General features: G+C 68.8%; 20 protein-coding genes. 10 read left to right on the top strand and 10 right to left on the bottom strand.

Annotated elements, in window-relative coordinates:
* Nucleotides 1-39: 39 nt before the first annotated feature.
* The 4 genes from AQJ64_RS25910 to AQJ64_RS25895 form a co-directional block, all read right to left on the bottom strand.
* Nucleotides 40-1,740, bottom strand: a complete 1,701-nt coding sequence (locus AQJ64_RS25910) for a serine/threonine-protein kinase (RefSeq protein WP_055634097.1) — start codon at nt 1,738-1,740, stop codon at nt 40-42.
* Nucleotides 1,741-1,838: 98 nt separating this feature from the next.
* On the bottom strand, nt 1,839-2,633 hold the full coding sequence (locus AQJ64_RS25905) for a trypsin-like peptidase domain-containing protein (protein WP_107103392.1): 795 nt from the start codon (nt 2,631-2,633) through the stop codon (nt 1,839-1,841).
* A gap of 57 nt (nt 2,634-2,690) precedes the next feature.
* On the bottom strand, nt 2,691-3,287 hold the full coding sequence (locus AQJ64_RS25900) for a Uma2 family endonuclease (protein ID WP_055634093.1): 597 nt from the start codon (nt 3,285-3,287) through the stop codon (nt 2,691-2,693).
* Between the two features lie 164 nt (nt 3,288-3,451).
* The gene (locus tag AQJ64_RS25895; protein WP_055634092.1) at nt 3,452-3,874 is read right to left on the bottom strand and encodes an ATP-binding protein; all 423 of its coding nucleotides are present in this window, start codon (nt 3,872-3,874) and stop codon (nt 3,452-3,454) included.
* 199 nt (nt 3,875-4,073) lie between these two features.
* Here AQJ64_RS25895 and AQJ64_RS25890 point away from each other — a divergent pair, with 199 nt between their 5' ends.
* From AQJ64_RS25890 to AQJ64_RS25880, 3 genes are read left to right on the top strand one after another with little or no spacing between them, the layout of a single operon-like run.
* Nucleotides 4,074-4,919 (top strand): helix-turn-helix domain-containing protein, encoded by an 846-nt coding sequence (locus AQJ64_RS25890; RefSeq protein ID WP_055634091.1) that lies wholly within the window; start codon nt 4,074-4,076, stop codon nt 4,917-4,919.
* Nucleotides 4,920-4,930: 11 nt separating this feature from the next.
* On the top strand, nt 4,931-5,116 hold the full coding sequence (locus AQJ64_RS25885) for a DUF397 domain-containing protein (RefSeq protein WP_055634090.1): 186 nt from the start codon (nt 4,931-4,933) through the stop codon (nt 5,114-5,116).
* A complete protein-coding gene (locus AQJ64_RS25880) occupies nt 5,109-5,372 on the top strand; it encodes a hypothetical protein (RefSeq protein ID WP_055634089.1) in 264 nt (87 codons plus the stop codon). Before AQJ64_RS25885 ends, AQJ64_RS25880 begins: the two co-directional genes overlap by 8 nt.
* Here the strand turns inward: AQJ64_RS25880 and AQJ64_RS25875 are convergent.
* From AQJ64_RS25875 to AQJ64_RS25855, 5 genes are all read right to left on the bottom strand, one after another.
* On the bottom strand, nt 5,369-5,992 hold the full coding sequence (locus AQJ64_RS25875) for a hypothetical protein (protein WP_055634088.1): 624 nt from the start codon (nt 5,990-5,992) through the stop codon (nt 5,369-5,371). The two genes, AQJ64_RS25880 and AQJ64_RS25875, sit on opposite strands and share 4 nt — an antisense overlap.
* Nucleotides 5,989-7,221: a hypothetical protein gene (locus tag AQJ64_RS25870; protein ID WP_157880936.1), complete on the bottom strand. Its 1,233-nt coding sequence runs from the start codon at nt 7,219-7,221 to the stop codon at nt 5,989-5,991. The genes AQJ64_RS25875 and AQJ64_RS25870 overlap by 4 nt, the downstream gene beginning before the upstream one ends.
* Nucleotides 7,222-7,238: 17 nt before the next feature.
* The gene (locus AQJ64_RS25865; RefSeq protein ID WP_055634086.1) at nt 7,239-7,970 is read right to left on the bottom strand and encodes an ATP-binding cassette domain-containing protein; all 732 of its coding nucleotides are present in this window, start codon (nt 7,968-7,970) and stop codon (nt 7,239-7,241) included.
* A 121-nt stretch (nt 7,971-8,091) separates the two neighbouring features.
* On the bottom strand, nt 8,092-8,544 hold the full coding sequence (locus tag AQJ64_RS25860; protein WP_055634085.1) for a hypothetical protein: 453 nt from the start codon (nt 8,542-8,544) through the stop codon (nt 8,092-8,094).
* A gap of 253 nt (nt 8,545-8,797) precedes the next feature.
* Nucleotides 8,798-9,019: a hypothetical protein gene (locus AQJ64_RS25855; RefSeq protein ID WP_055634084.1), complete on the bottom strand. Its 222-nt coding sequence runs from the start codon at nt 9,017-9,019 to the stop codon at nt 8,798-8,800.
* Nucleotides 9,020-9,389: 370 nt separating this feature from the next.
* On the opposite strand from AQJ64_RS25855, the gene AQJ64_RS25850 reads away from it, so the two are divergent.
* The 7 genes from AQJ64_RS25850 (at nt 9,390) to AQJ64_RS25820 (ending at nt 18,295) form a co-directional block, all read left to right on the top strand.
* Nucleotides 9,390-10,730 carry a S53 family peptidase gene (locus AQJ64_RS25850; RefSeq protein ID WP_059203026.1) on the top strand — a complete coding sequence of 447 codons (1,341 nt, stop codon included), beginning with the start codon at nt 9,390-9,392 and terminating at the stop codon, nt 10,728-10,730.
* Nucleotides 10,731-11,125: 395 nt separating this feature from the next.
* The gene (locus AQJ64_RS25845; RefSeq protein WP_014673544.1) at nt 11,126-11,434 is read left to right on the top strand and encodes a hypothetical protein; all 309 of its coding nucleotides are present in this window, start codon (nt 11,126-11,128) and stop codon (nt 11,432-11,434) included.
* A gap of 219 nt (nt 11,435-11,653) precedes the next feature.
* Nucleotides 11,654-12,472, top strand: a complete 819-nt coding sequence (locus AQJ64_RS25840) for a DUF8175 domain-containg protein (RefSeq protein ID WP_059203025.1) — start codon at nt 11,654-11,656, stop codon at nt 12,470-12,472.
* Nucleotides 12,462-13,814: a hypothetical protein gene (locus AQJ64_RS25835; protein ID WP_055637965.1), complete on the top strand. Its 1,353-nt coding sequence runs from the start codon at nt 12,462-12,464 to the stop codon at nt 13,812-13,814. The genes AQJ64_RS25840 and AQJ64_RS25835 overlap by 11 nt, the downstream gene beginning before the upstream one ends.
* Nucleotides 13,811-15,379 (top strand): SCO6880 family protein, encoded by a 1,569-nt coding sequence (locus AQJ64_RS25830; protein ID WP_055637964.1) that lies wholly within the window; start codon nt 13,811-13,813, stop codon nt 15,377-15,379. The genes AQJ64_RS25835 and AQJ64_RS25830 overlap by 4 nt, the downstream gene beginning before the upstream one ends.
* A gap of 9 nt (nt 15,380-15,388) precedes the next feature.
* Nucleotides 15,389-16,816 carry an ATP-binding protein gene (locus tag AQJ64_RS25825; RefSeq protein WP_055637963.1) on the top strand — a complete coding sequence of 476 codons (1,428 nt, stop codon included), beginning with the start codon at nt 15,389-15,391 and terminating at the stop codon, nt 16,814-16,816.
* A 15-nt stretch (nt 16,817-16,831) separates the two neighbouring features.
* Nucleotides 16,832-18,295, top strand: coding sequence for a type IV secretory system conjugative DNA transfer family protein (locus tag AQJ64_RS25820; RefSeq protein ID WP_059203024.1), 1,464 nt, complete (start codon nt 16,832-16,834; stop codon nt 18,293-18,295).
* 7 nt (nt 18,296-18,302) lie between these two features.
* Here AQJ64_RS25820 and AQJ64_RS25815 read toward each other — a convergent pair whose 3' ends face one another.
* Nucleotides 18,303-18,863, bottom strand: a complete 561-nt coding sequence (locus tag AQJ64_RS25815) for a GNAT family N-acetyltransferase (RefSeq protein WP_107120623.1) — start codon at nt 18,861-18,863, stop codon at nt 18,303-18,305.
* Nucleotides 18,864-18,878 lie beyond the last annotated feature (15 nt).

The raw sequence follows: 18,878 nt of genomic DNA, 5'->3' as shown, positions 1-18,878 counted from the left end.
GTTTACCGGGCTTTCCCGAACCCGTCCGTGCCATGTGCGCTACTGCGCGACGAAACCGGCGCAGACAATGTTCGCGTACTTCTTCACTCCCTGGACATGGAGGAAGAGCGTCGTCCAGTCGCCGGGGTCGTTCGCGACGGGGATCGCCCCGCCTGCCTCCTTGCCCTGCACAATCTGCCGGAAGTCGTTGGGGTACGTCAGATACGTCCACTCGCTGCTCGCCGCCATGGGCTTGCTGGTGTATCCCAGGTCCAGATTGGCCTGCAGAGCGCCCTCGATGGGTGTGCCCGTGTCCTGGTCGATCGCGTGCGGGGGTTTCACAGCTACGGAGACGTAGTAGGGCTGCGAAGCAGAGGTCGTGAGCCGGAAACCGATACGGCCCTTGCCAGACGTGTAGGGGGCGTTGCCGTCCGCGGCCGACACCGACCACTGGAACCGGGGATTCGACTCCTCCGCTGGCAGGTTGCAGGCCCCGGGACCACCTGCTGACGTGGCGTCGGCAACCCAGAAGTCGCGGGAGGGGTTCGTCTGCTCGACGTAGGCGGGCGGTTTCAGCTCGGGCTCGTCGTTACCTGTCGGTGCCACAGAGGTGGCGTCCGCGGCCGTCGTGTCGTCATTGCCCTTGCCGGAGTCGTCGCTCCCGCCCGGCAGCAAGGTGAGTGCGGCGACTGCGCCGACGAGCACGGCCGCACCGGCAGCCGCGCCAATCAGCCAAGGCTTCCTGTCCACCCTGGGAGCCGTTCCCGGCCGTCCGATCTGGGTAGGGGTGTAACCAGGGCCGTAAGGGACTTGCGGCGCCGCCGTCGGCAGGTCGTGGAGCCCGGCCGGTGCATGGGCCGGAGGGGAAGGCGGCGGCTTCTCGGTCTGAACCGTCGGCGTGGTCGGCACCGCCTCGCCCAGCGCGGCGAGGCCGCCGTAGAAGGGGTCCTCGACGAGTGCGGTGCGTACCCCGCAACGGGCGATCACCTCGTCAAGTCCGGGCCGCGCCGCCGGGTCCTTGGCCACGCATGCCTCGATGAGGGCGGCCAAACCCGGGTCCACGTCGGCGAGGTCGATCGGTTCGTGCACGACGCGGTAACTGACACCGGCCGGTTCACCGTGTCCGAAGGGCGGTCGGCCGGTCGCCGCGTAGGCGAGGGTCGCACCGAGCGCGAAGACGTCTCCAGCAGGCCCGACGTCATTGCGCAACAGCACCTCCGGAGCGGTGAAACCGGGCGTGCCGGGCGCGAACCCAGCCTCGGTGAGCACCGTGTGCGCCGCACTACGCGCGATGCCGAAGTCGATGAGCTGTGGCCCCTGGGCGGCGAGGATGACGTTCTGCGGCTTGAGGTCGCGATGGGTGACACCGTGTGCGTGGACCGCCGCGAGGCCTTCGGCCAGCGCCGCGAGCAGCCCTCGGCACGTACTGAATGGCAGTGGTCCCTTCTTGTGCACGGCTATGCTCAGCGTGGGTCCGGGGACGTACTCGGTCGCGAGCCAGTACGGGGCCGCGTCCAGTGAGGCGTCAATCAGGTTCGCCGTGTACGCGCTGCGTACCGCTCGCGCGGTCTCCACCTCCCGCCGAAACCGTGCCAACGCTTCGGGGTGGTCCACGATCTCGTCACGAATCACCTTGAGCGCCACAAGTCGGCCGCCGGCTGACCGCCCGAGGTAGACCTGCCCCATGCCGCCCGCGCCGAGCCTGGCAAGAAGTGTATGCGTGCCCAACTGCCCAGGGTCCTGTGCCCTCAGTACGTCCACCGGACCGACCATGCCACATGGATCGGTTGCGGCCGACCCAGGCGGAATTTCTGCACGCCTACCATCGCCGAACTTCCCAGAACCGCAGGCGGTGCCCGCTACTGGCCGGCCGTCCAGATCGCACACCGCATCACCCGAGGGTTCGAGGTCTCAGGGGCAGAGGACGCATCCTCATAGAGCTCCACCGCCTCATCCCCCAGCACCACGCTGTAGGAGATGTCGGCCGTACTGCCGCCCTGTTCGTGGCCGCCGAGGATGCCGACGATGCGGTTTTCGCCGTTGATCCAGGGGCTGCCGCTCGTACCGCCCGTGAAGTCGGGGCAGGTGATGCGCTGCTGGGTGGCACTGTGTGCGGTGGGGTGGTTGGTGCAACGGATGGGGACCTCATGGGAGTTGGGGTATCCGGTGACGGTGACAGCAGTGGCGCCGGTGGTGTTGGTGCGGGTGGCGAGCCGGTCGGCGCCGACGACGTCCTCGATCTCCCTTCCGTCCAACGCCGCCACGGTCGCGAACGCGACGTCACTGTCCTCGTCCTGCGCCTTCGCCCACCCTGCGGGCAGCAAGACCCGGGCGACCTTCCAGACGCCGTAGGGCGCCTTGCCGTCCCGGTAGCCCGGTACGAAGACGAGCGCGCCGCTCCCGCTCAGGCAGTGGGCGGCCGTGACGAGGAGGTTGTGGTGCACGGCGTGCACCACGGAGGCCGTACAGAAGTGGGCGCCGGCCAGATGGCCGGCGTCGGCCGCCTGGAACAGCGCCCCGACCCGCGCGGCGTCCCTCGTCGCCGCGGCCACTGTGGTCACCCCGAGCGGCCCGGACCCGCCGTCGGCGGCCGCCTCGGAGGCGGAGGTGAGGGCCAGCAGCACGATCGCGCCGAGCAGAGCGTTTCGCTTCACCCGCCTACTGTGTCCCACCAAAGTGAGAGGAACCTCAGACGCAACGGGAGACGTGGGCTACCGCGTGCCGTACACCGGGAAGCCGTCGGTGGCGACCTCGATGTCGAATGGCTCGGGCAGCTTCACGGGCTCCCCGAACTTGCCGGGCAGTACGTCTCGGTAGGAGCCGTTGTCCGGGTGGGTGTGCAGGGCCCAGGTGCCCTTGCGAGGGTCCATCACGAGAAGGACGGGGACACGGGCGACGGCGTACCAGTCGGCCTTGTCCCTAATATCCCGGGACTTCTCGGACTGGGAGATGACCTCGACGGCGAGCGCGGCATCCTCAGCGGCGGCCAGCCAGCCGTCGTCCTCCTCCCATTCCACGGGAAGGACGATCAGGTCGGGTGTCACGTAGTCCTCCGGGTCTTCCGGCAGGGCGATCGAGGACACCTCGTACACGTCCAGCCCGTCAGGCAGAGTCACCCTCTCAAGCTGCCGCCGAAGCCGTTTCACCACGCCCGCGTGCTTCCCACGCGGAGTCGGGGACATCACGAGCTTTCCTCCCACGATCTGCACGCGCAGACCCGTCGCACTCTCGAGCTTCTCGGCGATCTCGCGCAGGTTCCCCGGACGGGGTCGCAGGTGGGGGGGCCAGGCGCCCGGCGACACGGACATGACTCGCTGCCTCCGTCCCTCGATCCCTTCGGCGTCCTCAGCCGCACGAGCGGGTTCGGTAGGAGGTCCGGCATCCCGTTCGGCGTCGCATCCACCGTACTGTGCGGCCTCTGCTCCCGCCTCCGTGGTCCGCTGCGCGCATGTGCTCACGTTTCCCGGGCGCATCACTGGCACTCGGCCCACAGCACCTTCCCGCCACTCCCGCCCAGCTCGGTGACCCCCCATGTGTCGGCGTAGGCCCGCAGGAGATGCAGCCCGCGCCCGTTTTCCCCTCCGAGGTCCGGCGGTACGACGGTGGAGAGCCCCTCCGCGAGGACGAACCCGGACGGCACGTGAGGGTCCGTGTCCCAGACTCCGACACGAACCCCTCCCGATTCCGCAGAACGCAGCCGGAGGGCGTAGGGACCGCTGGTGTGAAGGTGGGCGTTGGCGAGAAGTTCGGCAGCGAGGAGTTCGGCCGTGGGCGTGAGTTCGGCGAGGAGCCGGGCGGAGAGGATGGTGCGGAGAGTGGCCCGGGCGATGCCTGGTGACCGTGGATCGTGGGGGAGTTGGAGGCTGTAGGTCCAGGGCGGGGTTACCGTGGGCATGGGATATCCGATCACTGTGGGGAGTTGGAAGCATGCGGATGGTTGCGACCCAGTGACGGTGCCGCCCCGTCGGGCGGTGTACTTCTGGGGCGAGGGGCCCAGTTGCAAGGTAGCGGGTATCCGGTTTATACATTCACCGAATCTCGATGATTGCATTAACTAGCACCCGTGTGGGTGACACCAAGGAGGCAGCAAGCCCGTGCGGAACCCAACGGGACGCCAGCTACGGTTCGGCGCCGAGCTGCGCAAACTCCGCGAGCAAGCGGGCCTGACCGCGACCGAGGCCGGTCAACTGATGGGCATCAAGCAAGCCCAGGTCAGCAACATGGAGGCCGGACGGGTAGGCGTGAGCCCCGAGCGCGTCCGCGCACTCGCACAGCACTACGGCTGCGCCGACACCCCGCTCATCGAAGCCCTCAGCGGCATGACCTCCGACCGCTCACGCGGCTGGTGGGAGCAGTACCGCGACCTGCTCCCCGGCGCTCTCCTCGATCTGGCCGAGCTCGAACACCACGCCCTGGCCATCCGTGACTCGACGACCGCCCGCGTACCTGGCCTCCTCCAGACCCGCGCCTACGCGCTGGAGATCTTCCGCCAGGCAGTCACCGAGCTCTCGCCACCCGACATCGAGCACCGGCTCTCGTTCCGCGTCAAGCGGCAGACGATCCTCTACCGCACGGACAACCCGACCCCGTACGAGGCCATCGTCCACGAGGCAGCCCTGCGCATGAAGGTCGGCGGCCCCACTGTGGCTCGCGAGCAGTTGCATTACCTGCTGGACATGAGCGAGCACGACCACATCACCCTGCGGGCCATCACCTTCGACGCCGGCGCGTATCCCGGATCGGGTCAGTCGATCTACTACGCGCACGGTCCGGTGGCCCAGCTGGACACCGTCCACCTCGATCAGTCGCACGGCATCGCGTTCCTCGATGCCGAGGCGCAGCTGCACAAGTACCGGACGCTGTTCACCCGCATCGAGGCCGTCGCCCTCTCACCTGAGAAAACCCGAGACCTCATCCAGCACGTGATGCGCGAGCTCTGAAGGGAGCCCCCATGAACCCGACCTGGCAGAAATCGTCGTACTGCTCCGAAGGCAACTCCTGCGTCCACATAGCCACCACCCCCCGCACCATCCATCTCACCGAATCCGCCGACCCCCGCGAAGCGATACTCACCACCACCCCCGCCGCCTTCCTCTCCCTCCTCACCGCCCTCAAGAAGGACGCCCCCCATGTCTGACATCCCCCCCGACCTCACCTGGATCCGCGCCGCCCCGCCGGAGGCGACCGGCCCCGGACCATGGATCGAGATCGCCTTCGGCGAGGTAGACGGGGACGACGACGGCGAGGCCCCCGTCTACCTCCGCGAGACCAGCGCCCCGGAGAACGTCGTCACGACGAACCGCCGCAAGTGGGACGCCTTCGTCCTCGGCGTCCAGGCAGGCGAGTTCGACCACTTCGTGGAGGGCGTGGCCGACATGGAAACCGACGGCTAACGGATCCGCAGCCGCCGGTCACGCACGGGCGCCGCAATCGCGTAGGTCGTCGCGGAACCCACGAACAGCGCGCCGACAACCCACCACTGCCCTTCGGTGACCTGGTCCTCCAGGAGGCCTGCCCACCAGTAGACCTCGGGTCCCGACTGCGAGTGGCCGTACAGCATGGCGACGAGCGTCAGAGCCATGGACGGCAGCCAGGCGACGGCCGGTCCAAGAAACAGGGTGGTGAGAACCGCGAGACCCGCGTGCAGCAGCACATTACGCAGGCTCGCCCCTGCCTCGACCGGGGATCCAGCAAGCTGCGCCACGGTGACCGACACCGCGCCCACGGCGGTGAGACCAAGGCACCAAAAGAACCGGGCCGCCAGAACCCGGGGCGGTTCGGGGAGCGGAACGCGCGCCATCCGGTGACAACCGATCCCGACCGCCACCCCGCTCAGAGTCGGCACCAGCAGCAGCAACGGCACCGGCGTCTCGAAGAAAAAGACACCCAGGCCCGACAGCGCCGACCGCGCTCCCAGCAGCGAGAGGAGCGCGGTCGCTCCGAGGAGCAGGGCAGCCTGTCGCGTGGCGTGCACCGCGCACCAGGCCCGGACCGTGCTCCAGGCCGTCGTCACGGGGTCTCCAGCGCGCAGGACTTGAAGTCGGCGACGACCGAGCCCGCCGCCTCCGGAGTGAGCACCTGCGAGCCGGGAATGTACTCACCGTCGTCGAACCGCACGTCTGCCGCGTCGAGCAGGGTCTTGGTCAGCGAGTGATGACGGATCCAGTATCTGTCGCCGGGCGGCCGGCTGTCGTCGTAGAGGGCGTCGCAGTGGTACGGAGTCGTCAACGAGTCCGCGATGGACCGGATGTCGACGACACCGCTGTCATAACCGTCGGGGTCGACCTCAAGGCCCTGCACACCGGGGTTCTGCGGCCGATACGTCCGGCTCATGACATCGACACGGTCAGGAACGAGAGCGGCGTAGCCCGCCGACCGCGCGGCCCGCACCAGGGTCTCGACGTACTCGACGGTTCGATCGTTGACCCGGTGGTGTTCCGGGTAGACGCAGATCTTCGGTGCCTTGCCGACGCACTGTGTCGGACGCACGGGATGCGAGGAGAGCCGATCAGTCAGGGGGACCTGGGGGCTCAGCACAACGGCCGCCAGCACGGCGCCCAGCGCTGCGGTCCCGGCCCTGGACGGGACGCGGATCCCGGAACTGATGGAGGGAACAACCAACAGTGCCACCACGGCGGTCACCGTGAACAGCACCAGCTGCGTGAGCAGATAGGCGGGCCGGTACTCATATCCCAGCCTGGACACGGTCGCTCCGCCGAGATCGAGCAGGCCGAACGAGTCCTCCGGGTAGGAGAAGAAGTAGGAGAAGGCGAACGAACCCGCCGCTGCGGCAATGCCCGCGACCAGCGGACCGGCGAACCGCCCCACGGCGGATCCCATGGCCACGTACCAGCACAGGGCCGCGCACTGCACGAGTAGCGCGACGGCTGTCCAGGTCGCCGAGAAGTCGCCGTAGAAGCCTCCAAAGACGAGGGCAACGCACACGGTGATCACATGGACGGCCACCGCCGGCAGCGCGGCCCAGGCAGCGGCTCGCAGATACGGGCGGTAGGGGCGCGGTACCGCCGACACGAGGTGGAAGTTCCCGTCCCGGGACAGACGGGCTGCGTCCACGGCGGCCGCACCGCACAGGATCGGCCCCGTGATGAACAGCGTGATGGCGAACCAGTCGGTCGTCCACAGCGTCTCACCGCGCCATGGCATGCCGCGCAGGACGAAGTTCGTCACTTCAAGGGGAATCACCGCCAGGAGCGCCCAAGGCCCCAGCAGCGTCTTCAGCACGTAGCGAACGGAAAGCACTACTCCGCCTCCCCCATGACAGTGGCCAGCGCCTTCTCGAGATCGGTGTCACCCGGAGCGTCAGAATCCGCCGACTTCTCCAGCTCGGCCACACCGCCGTCGAAAACGACAGAACCGGAGTTGAGGACGATCACCCGGTCGGCGAGACCACGGATGTCCTCGACCAGATGCGTCGAGACGATCACGATACGGCCGCCGCTGATTGTCGAGACGGTGTCGCGCAGGGCTATGCGCTGGCGCGGGTCGAGGCCCACCGTCGGCTCGTCGAGGAACAGAACCGAGGGATCATGAACAAGCGCGCCCGCGATGCCGAGCCGTCGGGCCATTCCTCCCGAAAGGCTGCCTATTCGCGATTTCCTTCTCTCCGCCAGCCCGGTGCGCTCAAGAGCCACCGTGATGTGTGCGTTCCGGTTGGCTGCGGGAACTCGGTGCACCCAGGCCACGTACTGCAGGAATTCCTCGCAGGTCGCTTTCTTGGGAAGTTCGGGGTCCTGCGGGAGATAACCAAGGGTGGTTTTCTGGTCCGGACCATCCGCCGTCTTCAGGAAGACCTTCCCCGAGTTCGGCTTCTCGATCCCTGCCGCAAGCCGGAAGAAGGTCGACTTTCCGGCTCCGTTCGGACCCACGAGGCAGGTCACCCCGGGAGTCAGCACAAGGGAGAGCGGGCCCAGCTCGAACCCGCTCCTGTGACGCCTGACCAGTTCTTCGCAGTGCAGTGCAAACTCACTCATGACGGAATGCCTCCCGGCACCGGCGCCCGGACGGGCCCGCCCCGGCCGTCCGTCGCCATGTACTCGGCGGTACCGAGCACCTCGGACGGGCCGGAGCGGGGCGGGCCACAGGCGAAATCGACTAGTACTTTCCGCCAGCGGTGTACGTCCGGCCCGAGCAGGTGTCGGGGCGGGCGGGTATGTCGAGGCAGGTGGCCATTCCCGCACGCGCGTAGTCGGCGGCCCCCGTCACACCCGTCTGAGCCGTGTTGTAGGTCCAGGCACTGCTGTCGTGGTGCTTCCCCTCGTCACTCTTGTAGTAGTAGTACTCCTTGCTGCACGACATGTACTTGCTGACCTGCGTGCAGTACCCGGCGTTCAGATGAGTGTCGAGGTCGAAGTACACCTTGTGGTTGTCGGCCTGGTAGGACAACTTGCTGTACCCGTAGGCCTTGGACTTGGTGCCGTCCGAGGTCTGGGTGACCTTCCACTTCCCGTAGGCCTTGCCGGTACTGCCGTACGACTTCTCCGTAAGCGGCTCGGACTTGCTATTCCACTCACGTACTTCGTCGATGGCATATGCCGCGCTCGGCACGACTCCCGCAGAAATGAACACTCCGGCTGCCACCGCAACGGCACGCCGGACGAAAGTGCTGTGCACTGTGTTTCCTCCCCTGTGAACTGCGAGCAGGGGAAAACAAGGCTCACCTGGTCAGAAAGAGCCGTGTAACCCCCGTGGTCGTGCCAGAACGTAGCAGCGTTATCGCCACACTCGCACCACCTCTTGAGCAACATCTGAGCATGGGGCCCGAATCGTCGCACTGCGCCCCGACGTCATCGGTGGAACCTCACACCACGAAGGCCTCGCGCGTTTCCGGATCAACACCGATCCGAAGGGGATCCTCCGACGAACCGCTGGGCGGCCAGAAGCCGAAGACAAGGCATTCGCGGCGCCCAGTCGAGTGGACCAGGACCTGCCTGGACGGTCCCTGCATCTTCCACTCAGCGGCGTCCGACGCGCTGGCCAACAGAAAGTCGACAGCGATGTCACGTGCTTCGTTCTCATCCATGCACGGATGATCCCAAGGGGGTACGGCACTGTCCACGGCGCTTCGCACGCAGCCCTGGCGACACCGCCCTGTTCCGTCACCTGGCGGGCAGGCGCCCCGTCGGACGGCAAGGCTGCCTTCACCCCGTGACCTTCCTGCGCCCCGAGTCAAGTCCCGCCCATCCCCCCACCATGGTCCCACCATCGCCCAGCAATCCTCCAACCCCCTTCAGTAAGGCGGAAGTCAGAACTCCGCAACCCTCCTTGTTGTCGCGTACTCAACAAGCGCACAGTCGTCGCGGGCCGCCGCCCGCCGCCGGGGACCACGTACCGACGGCAACGCATCACCCCCACCCGCACCGCCCCTGTCACCCACCATCAGGAGCTGTCCGTTGCGTACGACGACTTCCCCCAACCCCTCTGCCGCCCCCGGCAGATGGCGCCGTGCCGGTGCCTCCCTCCTCGGCACCGCGGCCCTCGTGCTCGCCGGCCTCGGCACCGCGGCCCACGCGAACGCGGCCCCCACCGGCTCCACCGCCACACCCTCGAAGGTCACCTGGTCGGCAACCCCCTGCGCCACCCCCAAGCACCACGGCGAACTCGCCTGCGACTCCTTCCGCGTCACCGGCGGCACCACCGCCTTCCAGAAGGCGCAGGCCCGGCGGACCGGCGACACCGCGCAGGTCACCCCCAAGGCCGCCGCCGCCAGCCCCACCGGCTACGGCCCCTCCGACCTCCAGGACGCCTACGGCCTGACCGACGCCGCCGCCGACAACGGCTCCGGCGAGACCATCGCGATCGTCGACGCCTACGACGACCCGAACGCCGAGGCCGACCTCGCGAAGTACCGCTCCTACTACGGCCTCTCCGCCTGCACCACCGCCAACGGCTGCTTCAAGAAGGTCAGCCAGACCGGCTCCACCACCTCGCTCCCCTCCGCCGACAGCGGCTGGGCCGAGGAGGAGTCCCTCGACCTCGACATGGCCAGCGCCGCCTGCCCGAACTGCAACATCCTGCTCGTCGAGGCCAAGTCCGCCACCATGGCCAACCTCGGCACCGCGGTGAACCGGGCCGTCACCCTCGGCGCGAAGTACGTCTCCAACAGCTACGGCGGCTCCGAGTCCTCCTCGGACACCTCGTACGACTCCTCGTACTTCAACCACGCGGGCGTCGCCATCACCGTCAGCGCCGGCGACGAGGGCTACGGCGCCGAATACCCGGCCGCTTCCAAGTACGTGACGTCGGTGGGCGGCACCGCCCTGTCGTCCTCGTCCTCCACCACCCGCGGCTGGACCGAGAAGGTCTGGAACACCAGCTCCACCGAGGGCACCGGCTCCGGCTGCTCCTCCTACGACGCCAAGCCCAGCTGGCAGACCGACACCGGCTGCTCCAAGCGCACCATCTCCGACGTCTCCGCCGTCGCCGACCCCGCCACCGGGGTCTCCGTCTACGACTCCTACGGCGTCACCGCCGGCTGGTACACCTTCGGCGGCACCAGCGCCTCCGCGCCCATCATCGCCGCGGTCTACGCCCTCGCCGGCACCCCCGGCAGCAGCGACTACCCGGCCTCGTACCCCTACGCCTACCTCGGCACCTCGTCCCTGAACGACGTCACCAGCGGCAGCAACGGCACCTGCTCCTCCAGCGCGAGCTACCTGTGCACCGCCAAGTCGGGCTACGACGGCCCCACCGGCGTGGGCACCCCGGAGGGCATCGACGCCTTCACCGGCTGACATCCCCTCACCACCCCGAAGGACAGCCGCAGTGGACCGTGGGGGCCACCGTGGCAAGGGCGAACGGGCCGCGGCATCCAGCCGCGGCCCGTTCGCCATGCGTTCCAGCCGGACATGAGACCATCGAAACGTGCACTCACCCGACCAGCCGTCAGAAACGGCACGGAGCCGTGAAGTGGGTCAACGACGGAACCACACCCAGGTTCCGTTCCGGCCTCATTGCCCGGCGTGACCTGCCGTGATACACAGAGTGACCGTACCAACCATTCATACGAATCCCACCCGTCAATGACGCCAAGTCGACATACGACGACGGCATCGTCGGCGACAATGAGGCCTGACCTCTGCACTCCGCAGGGGACACGCGGAACTACCCACCAGGGGCGGTGACTTACATGCTGTTCGCGGCCGACAAGGGCGACATCAACACCATCATCGGCGGAATCGCTCCGGACTGGGGGCCCTTCGGCAGCCTGGGCAACGAGGCGAAGGTGATGATCGAGGTCGTGATGGCGGTGGCCATCCTCCTCTGCCTCGGCATCGCCGTCTGGGGTGCGGCCAAACAGCGCATCGGCGCCACGGCCCTGAGGGACACCTTCAGTGCGGAACAGGGCAAGGGCCTCATCATCGCCGGACTCACGGGCGTCTTCATCATCGGCTCCCTCGGCACACTGTTCACGATCGTGTACGGCATGGCCGTATAGCCGCCCGTACGGGCCCCGCCACGGCCCCATCCGGCCCCGTCCCGGCCCTGTCCGGACCCGCCCGGTGGTGCCCCTCCTCCCCCACCCACCCGTCGTGCCCACCGGCTGAGGTTGCGTTTCCCTGATGTCGAGTCACCACACCGCGCCCGCGCGGGAACCAGCACGGCTACCGTCGTACTTCTATGCTTTTCAGTACGGCAGCGAGGGGGCGAACGCGGCATGACTCCCGGCGACGAACACGACTACGGCGAGCCCGCGGGCACCCGCGTCCGCCTGCCCGAGGCCGACCCCTACGGCGGCGCCCGCCGCCCCGCCCGCTCCTCCTCCCGCAGCCTGGTCACGGTGGTCGGCGTCGTCGTCCTCCTCATCGCGGCCATCGCCTTCGCGAACCGCGGAGACGACAACTCCACGACCTCGGAAGCCACCCCCGACGCCAACAAGCCGAAGACGACATCGACAGCGGCCAGCGGGACGAAGCCGGTGGACACGAAGACGGCCGGGATCCCCTCGGGCTTCGCGCACACCGAGCAGGGCGCCCAGTCCGCCGGCGCCAACTACGCGGTGGCCCTGGGCTCGACCGGCATGTTCCAGAAGGACACCAGACACACCCTCGTCGACGCCGTCTACACCAAGGACGCCGCGGCCAAGCTGCAGAGCGCCATGGACCAGGCCTACTCGGCGGACTTCCTCGCCAAGATGGGCCTCGACGCGGACGGAAACGCCCCCAAGGGCAACACCTTCGTCTCCCGCGTGGTCCCCGTCGGCACGACGGTCAAAAACCACTCGGACACCACCACCCAGGTCGCCGTCTGGTACCTGGGCCTGATCGGCATGTCCGGCACGGACTCGACCGACCCCGTCACCTCGTCGTGGAAGACCTGGACCTTCGACCTGACCTGGGCCGACGGCGACTGGAAGATCAGCACCGACAGCCAGAAGGACGGCCCCGCCCCGGTCCCCGGCGACGACCAGGCCGCCGCCTCCGACGAGATCAGCAAGGCCATCGAGGAGTACGGAGGGTTCACTTATGCCCGGTAACCCGCGCCGCCTGCTCAGGCTCGCCGGAGTCGTGACGGCCGTTCAGACGAGCGCCGTCCTGCTGGCCGGCCGCGCCTTCGCGGCCCCGACACCCGACCCGTCACCCACCCCGTCGGGCTCGGCGTCCCCCTCGCCCAGCAGTTCCCTCGACTGCAGCCTCATCTCCGGCGAGGCCAAGAAGTACTGCGAACGCGGCAACAACTCCACCGGCAGCACCACCACCAACCCCGGCGTCTCCGACACCCTCGACCCCCTCTCCTCCCTCGCCAAGGGCTGTGCCGACGCCGCCTCCTGGACCGTCGACAAGCTCAGCGAAGCCGTGAAGGAGACCGCGAACGTCGACTTCACCAACACCAAGTTCCTCCAGCAGTACGCCGTCGTCTTCGCCGCCTCCACCGTCCTCACCCTCGTCCTGTGGCTCCTGGCCGTCGCCAAGCGAGCCGTCCGAGGCGTCCCCCTCACCACCGCCATCGGCGAAGCCGTCGGCTTCCTCTGGCTCACCGTCCTCGCCTCCGCCTTCACCCCCCTGATCCTCTACACGGTCGTCTCGGCCACGGACGGCATCACCGAGGTCCTCGCGAAGACCACCGGCGACCAGACCGACACCTTCTTCGGCACCTTCTCCGCCGCCCTCGCCAAGGGCGAGAACATCGGCGGCGGCCCGATCATGCTGATCGTCGTCTCCCTCGTCTCCATCCTCGCCGCCGGCGTCCTCTGGCTGGAGCTCGTCATCCGGGCCGCCCTCCTCTACGTCGGCGCCCTCCTCGGCACCGTCGTCTACGCCGGCCTCGTCGACAAGAACCTGTGGAGCCACGTCCGCCGCTGGGCCGGCATCATGATCGCCGTCATCCTGGTCAAACCGGTCATCGTGATAGTCCTCGGCCTCGCCGGCGCCCTCTCCTCCGACGACGGCCCCGACGCCTTCTCCGCCGTCGTCTCCGGCCTCGCCATCATCCTGCTCGCCATCTTCGCCAGCGCGATGATCTACCGCTTCGTCCCCGGCTTCGGCGACGAGATCGCGAACTCCCGCAGCAACCGCATCATGCAGGGCGCCGAAGGCAAGGCCGCCGCCGTCATCAGCTCCCCCGCGACCCTCGTCGCCCAGGGCATCAAGACCCACAGCACCCGCGCCGACAACAACGGCGGAGGCGGCCAGTCCGCCTCCGGCCCCCGCCCCTCCAACCCCGCCTCCGGCGGCGTCGCCGCGCACAGCTCACGCCCCTCGAACGGAGGCGGCGGATCTGTCCCCTCCGCCGCACCCGCACCCCGCACCAGCAGCGCGGTGAACACCCCGCACGCCGGCAACACCCGCAACAACCGCACGGGAGGTGAAGGGCGTTGACGACGGATTCCCACCTGGCCCACGTGTCCCACGTGGTCTCGCCCCGCCGCACATATCTGATCGGCCGCGCCCGGCCGAACGCCATCGTCGGCCGCAACCGCGAAACCGGCGAGATCGCGCTCATCGTCGTCGGCGCGTTCCTCGGCATGATGTGCGGACTCCTCGTCCCCCTCCTCCCCCTGCGCATCGTGCTGCTCACCGGCTTCCCGATGATCGCGCTCGCCGCGGTCTACGTGCCGTACAAGCACCGCACGTTCTACAAGTGGTTCGAGATCAACCGCAGCTACAAGCGCACCCTCCGCCAGGGCACGACCTACCGCTCCGGCGCCATGGAGGCCGGCACCCGCATCGACGGCCAGGAGGTCGAGGTCGGCCCGCCCCCGGGCATCGGCCGCATCAGCTGGCTCGCCGCCCCCTTCGGCCCCGACGAGATCGCCGTACTCCTGCACGCGGACCGCCGTACCGTCACCGCCGCCATCGAGATCGAGGGCCCCGGCGTCGGCCTGCGCGACAGCGAGGACCAGGAAGCCCTCGTCGACCGCTTCGGCACCCTCCTCAAGCACGTGGCCAACGGCGACGGCTTCGTCACCCGCCTGCAGATGCTCGCCCGCACCCTCCCCGCCGACCCCGACGCCCACGCCAAGGACGTCACCCAGCGCGGCGACGAGAAGGCACCGGGCTGGCTGGCCCAGTCCTACGACCAGCTCCAGTCCATGGTCTCCACCAGCAGCGAGCAGCACCGCGCCTACCTCGTCGCCTGTATGCATTACACCCGCGAGCTGGCCGCCGAGGCGCACGCCATGGCCCGCGCCGCCCGCCCCCAGTCCGGCCGCAAACTCGACCGCGACGCCGGCCTCGCCGTCGTCATGGCCCGCGAGCTGACCGACATCTGCTCCCGCCTCCAGGAGGCGGACATCCGCGTCCGCCAGCCCCTGGGCCAGGGCCGGCTGTCCTCCCTGGTCCACTCCATGTACGACCCGGACCACCCCATCGACCACATCCAGGCGATGACCCGGCGCAACGCCTGGCCGGCCGAGCTGGACGCCATGGAGCCCACGTTCCTCCAGGCCAAGACCCGCGAGTCGACCACCCGCGCCCCCTGGTGCCACGCCACCGCCTGGGTGAAGGAATGGCCGATGACCCCCGTGGGCGTCAACTTCCTGGCGCCGCTCCTGGTCCACACCCCGGACGTCATCCGCACGGTCGCCGTCACGATGGACCTCGAACCCACCGAGGTCGCCATCGAACGCATGCTCACCGAGAAGACGAACGACGAGGCCGAGGCCAGCCGCGCCGCCAAGATGAACCGCACCGTCGACCCCCGTGACGTCGCCGCCCACTCCCGCCTCGACCAGCGGGGCGAGGACCTGGCCTCCGGCGCCGCCGGCGTCAACCTGGTCGGCTACATCACCGTCTCCTCCCGGAACCCCGAGGCCCTGGCCCGCGACAAGCGCACGATAAGGGCGTCCGCGGGCAAGTCGTACCTGAAGCTGGAGTGGTGCGACCGAGAGCACCACCGCGCGTTCGTGAACACACTCCCGTTCGCCACCGGCATCCGAAGGTAGGGGCTTCACATGCGGGACCCGCTGTCCGTCCTCACCGACGCCTTCACGTCCTTCCTCTTCGGCAAGGTCGAGACCACCCGCCTGCCCGTCCGCACCTCCACCGGCCAGGCCCAGGCGGTCTACCTCCCCACGGCCGCCCCCGGTCTCGGCGACTCCGGCGTCATCATCGGCCGCGAGGTCTACTCCGGGAAGGGCTACATCTACGACCCCTTCCAGCTGTACGGCCAGCAGCTCCCCGCCCCGCACTGGCTGGTCCTCGGCGAGTCCGGCAACGGCAAGTCGGCGCTGGAGAAGACGTATGTCCTGCGCCAGCTCCGCTTCCGCGACCGCCAGGTCGTCGTCCTGGACGCCCAGGGCGAGGACGGCGTCGGCGAATGGAACCTCATCGCCCAGGCCCTCGGCATAACTCCCATCCGCCTGGACCCGATGGCCGCCCTGAACGACGGCATCCGGCTGAACCCCCTGGACCCCTCGATCACCACAACGGGCCAGCTGGCCCTGCTCCGCACGATCATCGAGGTGGCGATGGGCCACGGCCTGGACGAACGCTCCGGCTTCGCCCTCAAGGTCGCCCACGCCTACGTCAACGAGACGATCGTCGAACGCCAGCCGGTCCTGACCGACATCGTCGAACAACTCCGCCACCCCGAACCGGAATCCGCGGAGGCGATGAACGTCGCCATAGACGACGTCCGCGCCTGGGGCCTGGACGTGGCCCTGGTCCTGGACCGTCTGGTCGACGGCGACCTGCGCGGCATGTTCGACGGCCCGACGACGGTGGGCATCGACCTGGACGCCCCCCTGATCGTCTTCGACCTCTCCCACATCGACCGCAACTCCATCGCCATGCCGATCCTGATGGCGATCGTCGGCGTCTGGCTGGAACACACCTGGATCCGCCCCGACCGGAAGAAGCGCATCTTCCTGGTCGAGGAGGCCTGGCACATCATCAACAGCCCCTTCGTGGCCCAGCTCTTCCAGCGCCTGCTGAAGTTCGGCCGCCGCCTCGGCCTGTCCTTCGTCGCGGTGGTCCACCACCTGTCCGACGTGGTGGACGGCGCGGCGGCGAAAGAAGCGGCGGCGATCCTCAAGATGGCCTCGACCAGGACGATCTACGCCCAGAAAGCGGACGAGGCGAGGGCCACCGGCCGGGTCCTGGGCCTCCCCCGCTGGGCGGTGGAGATCATCCCCACCCTCACCCCCGGTATCGCGGTCTGGGACGTCAACGGCAATGTCCAGGTCGTCAAACACCTGGTCACGGAGACAGAACGCCCGCTGGTCTTCACCGACCGGGCGATGACGGAGTCCTCCACCGACCACCTGGCCGCCGAGGACGCCCTGCACGCCGCCGAACTCGAACAGGAACGGCGGGCGGCGGCCTTCATGGAACAGCACCTGGCCGACTTGGACGACTCGTCCGAGTCGACGGTGGCCTAGCGACAGGGGGTTGCCATGAGACCCGGTGACGAGCGCGCCCCCGGCCGCGAAGGCGGCCAGGCCGGCGGCATCCCCGACGGCCTCCTGGTGGGCCTGCTGGCCTTCCTCCTCGGCATGACCCTCCTGGTCTGGACGGCCACGGGCCTGGCCGCCCTCTTCACCCGCGGATCCTGGCCCACAGGCGTCACCTTCACCCGCACCCCTCTGGCCATGCGCCACCTCATCGCCCAACCCCACGACATCCCCGGCGCCTGGCCCGACGCCACCCCCACCGCCCTCTCCGGCTACGGTCTCTTCTGGGGCCTCTTCATCGGCCAACTGATGATCCTCTTCGTCCTCACGGTGTTCGCCATAGGGACGGTGGCACGTTGGCGAACGGTACGAGCCAGGCGAAGGGCGACGCCCGAGCCCGAGGAACAGCCGTACGAGGTACCGACACCCAGGACCGAACGGGCACCTGAGCCTCAACCCGACGGAGAACGGGAGCCGAACCCCCCGTCGCTCACCTCGCTGTCCAAGGGTGAACAGGCGGGCGGCTGGGAAACCACCCGCGCCGAAGGCACCGTCCGCTACGCCCCGCCGGACACCCGCAAGGCCGCTGCGACCCAAACCCTCCGTGACGCCGAGGGCGCGGCCCTCGTCCTCACCTCCAACCCCACGCTCTGGCAGGACACCAAGGACGCCAGAGCCAAACTGGGCCCGGTCCACCTCTACGACCCCACTCACCTCTGCGACACCCCCGCCCGCCTCCACTGGTCCCCCACCATCGGCTGCGAGGACAAGGCGACGGCGGCCCACCGGGCCACCGCCCTCCTCACCCCCGTACGCCCCACAGCCCGCCTCGACCAAGCAGTCACCGACACCGCCGAAACCCTCCTCCGCAGCTACCTCCACGCCGCCGCCATCGACGGCCGCACCATCCGCCATGTCCACCGCTGGTCCCAGGGCACCGGCATCCAGGACGCGGTCCGCACCCTCCGCACCAACCCGAAGGCCGCCCCCGGCTCCGCCGGCGAACTGGAGGCCGCCCTCACCGCCCACCCCGAGCGCCGCGACATCGCCCAGGAACTCACTTCCCGCGCGCTCTCCGCGCTCTCCACGATCAACATCCGCGAGGCATGCACTCCCAACCGAACTGATGCCCTCGCCTTGGATTCCTTCGTGGACGAAGGGGGAACGCTTTACGTGGTCGGCGAATCCCTCGAGGACCCCAGGACAAACCCAGGCGCCATGCCTCTCCTCACGGCCCTCGTCTCCAGCGTGGTCGAGCGCGGCCGGCGCATGGCCGAACGGTCATCCTCCGGTCGCCTCGACCCACCACTGACCCTGATCCTGGACGACATCGCCGCTGTAGCACCTCTCCCCCAACTCCCGGACCTCCTGGCAACCGGAACGGACCGCGGCCTGCCCACCCTGGCTCTCCTGCGCTCCCGCGAACAGGCCAGAGCCCGCTGGCCCCACCACGACCTACCGGTCTGAGGGAGTTCTACCCCCGCTCGCGCACGAACTCGATCTCGATCTCCCCCGAGAAGTCCCCGAAACCCTCCCCTACGGGCACCGTCAACCCGCTCGGCGCGAACCCCGCCTTCCGATAGGCCCGCTGCGCCCGCAGATTCTTCTGGTGCACCAGCAACCGCACCCGCTCCACTCCGACCCCCCAGGCCCACTCCACCCCGGCCTCGAACAACTCCCGCGTCACCCCACCCCCACGCCATTCGGGCCGTACATACACGCCCACCACATGGCCTTGCCGTCGCTCGACGGGCAGCCCGGCCCAGTCGACGCTCCCGGCCTCCTCCACCAGCACGGTGACGGTCCCGATCCACTCCCCACCGGCCGCCTCGGCGACGAACTGCCGCACCCCGCCGGCCGCTCCACCAGCCCTCAGGGCCCGCTCCTGCCAGAAGGAGTCCGGCCGCGCAGCGGCATCCTTATAGGTCTCGAGAAAGGCGATCGCCGCAGCGGGATCCTTGAGAGCCTCCAGACGCAACGCCTTGGCCGGACGCCACTCGTCGGTCCGTATGCCCCGCACCACAAAATCACTCATGCGGGTCACCGTACC

It is taken from the genome of Streptomyces griseoruber (assembly GCF_001514205.1).
Classification (GTDB): Bacteria; Actinomycetota; Actinomycetes; order Streptomycetales; family Streptomycetaceae; genus Streptomyces; species Streptomyces griseoruber.
Note: the sequence above shows the minus strand (reverse complement) of the source record. Positions and strands in the feature narration are given on the sequence as shown.

What these genes read in the sequence shown, in the direction of transcription:
- AQJ64_RS25900 (WP_055634093.1), bottom strand. Translation starts at nt 3,287, where the DNA reads ATGTCCGTGTCGCCGGGCGCCTGGCCCCCCCACCTGCGACCCCGTCCG.
- AQJ64_RS25895 (WP_055634092.1), bottom strand. Translation starts at nt 3,874, where the DNA reads ATGCCCACGGTAACCCCGCCCTGGACCTACAGCCTCCAACTCCCCCAC.
- AQJ64_RS25885 (WP_055634090.1), top strand. Translation starts at nt 4,931, where the DNA reads ATGAACCCGACCTGGCAGAAATCGTCGTACTGCTCCGAAGGCAACTCC.
- AQJ64_RS25880 (WP_055634089.1), top strand. Translation starts at nt 5,109, where the DNA reads ATGTCTGACATCCCCCCCGACCTCACCTGGATCCGCGCCGCCCCGCCG.
- AQJ64_RS25865 (WP_055634086.1), bottom strand. Translation starts at nt 7,970, where the DNA reads ATGAGTGAGTTTGCACTGCACTGCGAAGAACTGGTCAGGCGTCACAGG.
- AQJ64_RS25855 (WP_055634084.1), bottom strand. Translation starts at nt 9,019, where the DNA reads ATGGATGAGAACGAAGCACGTGACATCGCTGTCGACTTTCTGTTGGCC.
- AQJ64_RS25845 (WP_014673544.1), top strand. Translation starts at nt 11,126, where the DNA reads ATGCTGTTCGCGGCCGACAAGGGCGACATCAACACCATCATCGGCGGA.
- AQJ64_RS25840 (WP_059203025.1), top strand. Translation starts at nt 11,654, where the DNA reads ATGACTCCCGGCGACGAACACGACTACGGCGAGCCCGCGGGCACCCGC.
- AQJ64_RS25835 (WP_055637965.1), top strand. Translation starts at nt 12,462, where the DNA reads ATGCCCGGTAACCCGCGCCGCCTGCTCAGGCTCGCCGGAGTCGTGACG.
- AQJ64_RS25825 (WP_055637963.1), top strand. Translation starts at nt 15,389, where the DNA reads ATGCGGGACCCGCTGTCCGTCCTCACCGACGCCTTCACGTCCTTCCTC.
- AQJ64_RS25820 (WP_059203024.1), top strand. Translation starts at nt 16,832, where the DNA reads ATGAGACCCGGTGACGAGCGCGCCCCCGGCCGCGAAGGCGGCCAGGCC.
- AQJ64_RS25815 (WP_107120623.1), bottom strand. Translation starts at nt 18,863, where the DNA reads ATGAGTGATTTTGTGGTGCGGGGCATACGGACCGACGAGTGGCGTCCG.